Here is a 3,933-nt window from a genome sequence, read left to right as displayed (position 1 = left end):
TGGCGCTCGGCGACCATCGCGGTGGCCGCCGCGGTGGTGGGCGGTGGCCTCTCCACGGTGTTGATCAGCGCGGTGACGGGCCAGCCCATCGGGGCACTCGCCCCGACGGCACTCGCCCCGACGGCACTCGCCCCGACGGCACACGCCCCGGTGACGGCGGCCGCCCGGGAGGCGTCGCCGACCCGGACGCGCCTGAAGGTCGCCGCGGCGGTGCGGGTGCCGCGGCCGAGCAACTGTTGACAGCGCCCCTGGCCGGTCGGCGGAAGGGCACCTTCGTGCTCGCGGATGGGCTGTCCTCGTTCGAGCTGCGGGTGGCCGAGTTGGGCGACGACCTGTACCGGATCAGTGCCCCGGCCGGCTCGGGTGTGGCGGGCCGACCGGCGGTGCGGGGGGAGACCGTGCGGCTCGACCTCGTGGAGTCCGGTACGCGCGGGCCACGGGCAGTGCGGGTGTTGCTCAACGAGCGGGTCGCCTGGCGTGTCCACCTCGTTGGCGGGGTGAGCAGTCAGGTGTTGGACCTGACCCGGGCCCGTCTGCTGGGTGTGGAAATCGCCGGAGGCTCCAGCCGTACCGAGATTCTCCTGCCACCGATCACCGCCGACGGTTCCGGTAACCCGACCGGCCCGCGTTCAGACCAGCCCGGCAGCATCCTGACCGTACGACTCACCGGTGGGACCAGCCAGCTCGACGTCCGGGTCCCGGGGGAGACTCCGGTACGGGTTCGGGCGGGAGCCGGCGCGGGCTCGGTGGTGGTACGCGGCGACCGCTGGGACGGGGTGGCCGCGGGCTCGGTGCTGGGTACGCCGGGTTGGGACCGGTCGCCGGAGCGCCTGTACCTGGACCTGGTCGCCGGTGCCAACAGCGTGCTGGTCTCCTCCAGCAACCGGTGAACCAAGGCCCGGGCCAGCGCACGCCGGGCCAGCCAACCACGGGCTGGTGAACCCCGCCCGGCCTGGCTGGAAGCGCCGCGGTCGCGAACAGGCGTGCGCGTACAGTCGGGCGGTGGAGCGTACTGAATCAATGCTGGCGCAGACCCGACCGCCTGGCGTGGCCGACGTCGATCCCGGCAGTGTGTTGTTGCCCGGCCACGACGTGCCGTTGGGCCGGTACACCACTGTGCGGCGGCTGCTTCCGCAGCGCGCGCGCCGGATGGTCGGCGCATGGTGTTTCGTGGATCATTTCGGCCCGGACGATGTGGCGCAGCGGCCCGGTATGGAGGTGCCGCCGCACCCGCACACCGGGCTGCAGACGGTGACCTGGCTGCTCGACGGCGAGATTCTGCACCGGGACAGCCTCGGCAACGTGCAGCCGATCGTGCCCGGCCAACTGAATGTGATGACCTCCGGGAACGGTATCGCCCACTCGGAGCGCTCGCCGGCCACCCATCCGCCGGTGATGCACGGTGTGCAGCTCTGGGTGGCTCTGCCGGACCCGGCGCGGGCCGGAGCGGCCGACTTCGCGCACCACGGCGACCTGCCGCGCTGGCGCGACGGCGATCTGGACGGCACAGTGCTGGTCGGCGAGTTCGCCGGGGAGCGGTCCCCGGCGGTGGTGCACACCCCGTTGGTGGGGGTGCAGCTGGAGTTGGGCGGTGAGGCGCCGGCGACGATGGCGTTGCGGCCCGATTTCGAGTACGCCGTACTGGCGATGTCCGGGTCCGCGGAGGCGGCCGGGGTCGGGTTCGAGCCGGGGGCGCTGCTGTATCTGGGCTCGGGCCGCCGGGAGCTGACGGTGCGGGGCGGGGCCGGGGCCCGGTTGCTGCTGCTGGGCGGTACGCCGTTCGAGGAGCCGTTGGTGATGTGGTGGAACTTCGTGGGTCGGTCTCACGAGGAGATCGCCGCCGCCCGGGAGGACTGGATGGCCGGTGACGGGCGCTTCGGTGTGGTCGCCGACGACTCGGCGCCGCCCCTGCCGGCGCCCGCCCTGCCCACGACCCGCCTGAAGGCCCGCGACCGCACGGGTGGCCTGCACGGCTGACGCCCCCGCATCTCGTCGATCTTGCAGTTTCGGTCCCCGGAATGTGGGACTCTGCGGGTTTTGTCGCGACAGAAACTGCAAGATCGCCGGGCCGGGCCCGGCCCGGCCCGGCCCGGGCCGGGGCAGGGTAGGGCGGTGTGACCTCCCGGTGGCGCGGGTAGGCGCTGGGATGGCGACCAGTTTGATCACTCCGATGGCGGATCGTAAACGTCTGGCGCGCCGACTCGCCGGTGGCGGGCGGGGCTTCGCCGAGCAGTACGGGTTCCGGGTCACGAACAACCCGGCGAGCCTGTTCCAGGTGCTGTACCTGTCGGTGCTGCTGGCCCGTCGTGGTGACTTCCGGCGGGCGTTGGACGGGGCGCGGGCGTTGCGCGACGAGGGGTGGGACAGCGCGGCCCGGCTGGCGCGTTCCCTGCACGAGGACCGGGTCCGGGTGCTGCGCGCCAGCGGCCAGCGCGGGGACGTGGACGCGCTGGCCGCCGTGCTGGGTGACCTGGCTAGGACGGTGACCGAGCGGTACCGGGGTGATCTGCGCCGGCTGCGGGCGGTGGCGCGCCACGACCCGGTCCGGGAGCGGGCGCTGCTGACCGAGCTTCCGGGCGTGGACGACCAGGTCGTCGTCCTGTTTCTTCGCGAGGCGCAGGCGTTGTGGCGGGAGGTGGCCCCGGTCGCCGACCGGCGGGCGCTGACTGCCGCGCGTCGGCTCGGGCTGGGCAGGTCGGCGGACGACCTGGCCGGTCTGGCCACTGGCGAGTCCGAGCAGTTGGCCTGGCTGGTGGGGGCGTTGGCCCGGGTGGACCTGGAGCATCGCTACGCGGAGGTGACCGGTCGGCCGTGACGTGCCCTGGCCCACACTTCCCCAAATTCTGACCAAACGGAGGATGTTCTGCCGTATGGTTGGACCCGGCAGTGCTGGCCGCTCGGTTCGGGTGAGCCTCCACCGCCTGGTGACCGCGACCGGTTCGGATGCGGTTCACCGCCTGGGCAGGCTTGCGTGGCGCCCTGGGTCGCGGTTCGTGACCAGGGGCGCCCGCCTGTCCCGGCCCTTCGGTCGGCCCCGCCCCGTGTCGCGCTCCGGGGGACTGCGCGGCTCGGAGCCTGACCAGCTGTCATCCCGCCAGACCCGCCAGCAGGTTCACCGTCACGGCGATGATGAACGCGCCGAACAGGTACGACACCATCGAGTGGCGCAGCACCGTACGACGCATCTCGTTGCTGGTCAGGTTGGTGTCGGAGATCTGGAACGTCGTCCCGATGGTGAACGCGACGTACGCGAAGTCGGAGTAGCACGGCGGCTCGGTCTGGTTGAAGTTCACCCCGCCGTCCGGGCCGGTGTAGTAGATCCGGGCGTACCGGGCGGCGAACACGGTGTGAACCACGAACCAGGAGAGCACCACGCTGAGCACGCCCAGGCCGCTGTGCAGCTCCCGGGTCGTCCCGGGGGGCGCGCTCTGCGCGCTCGCCACGACCAATCCGACGGCCAGCAGGCTGGCCAGGCAGGCGACGAGCAGCAGGGCGTCCCGGATCGCCCGGTTCGGGTCCTCGTGGACGGCCAGCTGGGCGGTCCGCAGGGCGTCCATCGGCCAAATTTTGTGCCAGACCAGCACGAGCCAGCTCAGCGCGCCCACGTCCCAGCCGGCCAGCGCGGCGAGCGGCAGGGGAAGCAGCAGCGCGAAGACGCAGCCGGCGACGACGCCGGCCACCGCCACGACGGCGAGCTGCTTCGTAGCCGGGAAACGCACGTCCGTTGGCCGGTCGGGGCCGGTCTGGGTCATTCGGGACGCTCCCGGGTCGGGGTGGTGGGCGTCACTGCCGGGTCAGATGCCGCGCAGGTGCTGCGAGACCCGGTTGTGCTTCTTGTCCCGGGCCTGCTCGGCCCGCTGGGCGGGGCCGACCTCGGGCGCAGCCTCGATCCCGGCCGACCGGGCCACCTCGGTCCCGTTGGCGTAGTCGACC

At 72.8% G+C, this 3,933-nt stretch carries 5 protein-coding genes; 4 read left to right on the top strand and 1 reads right to left on the bottom strand.

Translation table 11 applies throughout. The annotated features are described in order from the left end of the window. The 4 genes from ABZ749_RS31010 to ABZ749_RS30995 all read left to right on the top strand — a co-directional run. A partial coding sequence (locus ABZ749_RS31010; RefSeq protein WP_357233992.1) for a hypothetical protein occupies positions 1-240 on the top strand: 240 nt, incomplete at its 5' end. Then, positions 237-890 carry a hypothetical protein gene (locus ABZ749_RS31005; protein ID WP_357233989.1) on the top strand — a complete coding sequence of 218 codons (654 nt, stop codon included), beginning with the start codon at positions 237-239 and terminating at the stop codon, positions 888-890. The genes ABZ749_RS31010 and ABZ749_RS31005, both read left to right, overlap by 4 nt. A 112-nt stretch (positions 891-1,002) precedes the next feature. Beyond that, positions 1,003-1,977 (top strand): pirin family protein, encoded by a 975-nt coding sequence (locus ABZ749_RS31000; protein WP_357233986.1) that lies wholly within the window; start codon positions 1,003-1,005, stop codon positions 1,975-1,977. A gap of 169 nt (positions 1,978-2,146) precedes the next feature. Then, positions 2,147-2,815 carry a hypothetical protein gene (locus ABZ749_RS30995; RefSeq protein ID WP_357233983.1) on the top strand — a complete coding sequence of 223 codons (669 nt, stop codon included), beginning with the start codon at positions 2,147-2,149 and terminating at the stop codon, positions 2,813-2,815. Between the two features lie 271 nt (positions 2,816-3,086). On the opposite strand, the gene ABZ749_RS30990 is transcribed toward ABZ749_RS30995, so the two are convergent. Further along, a complete protein-coding gene (locus tag ABZ749_RS30990; protein WP_357233980.1) occupies positions 3,087-3,752 on the bottom strand; it encodes a DUF1345 domain-containing protein in 666 nt (221 codons plus the stop codon). Positions 3,753-3,933: the final 181 nt, after the last annotated feature.

Source organism: Micromonospora sp. NPDC047753 (genome assembly GCF_040642735.1).
In the GTDB taxonomy this organism is placed as follows: domain Bacteria; phylum Actinomycetota; class Actinomycetes; order Mycobacteriales; family Micromonosporaceae; genus Micromonospora.
The sequence above is the reverse complement of the archived record's forward strand: the minus strand, read 5'-3'. Positions and strand labels throughout refer to the sequence as shown.

Bases quoted from the DNA above. Each gene is read 5' to 3' on its own strand.
- ABZ749_RS30995 (WP_357233983.1), top strand. From the start codon at position 2,147: ATGGCGACCAGTTTGATCACTCCGATGGCGGATCGTAAACGTCTGGCG.
- ABZ749_RS30990 (WP_357233980.1), bottom strand. From the start codon at position 3,752: ATGACCCAGACCGGCCCCGACCGGCCAACGGACGTGCGTTTCCCGGCT.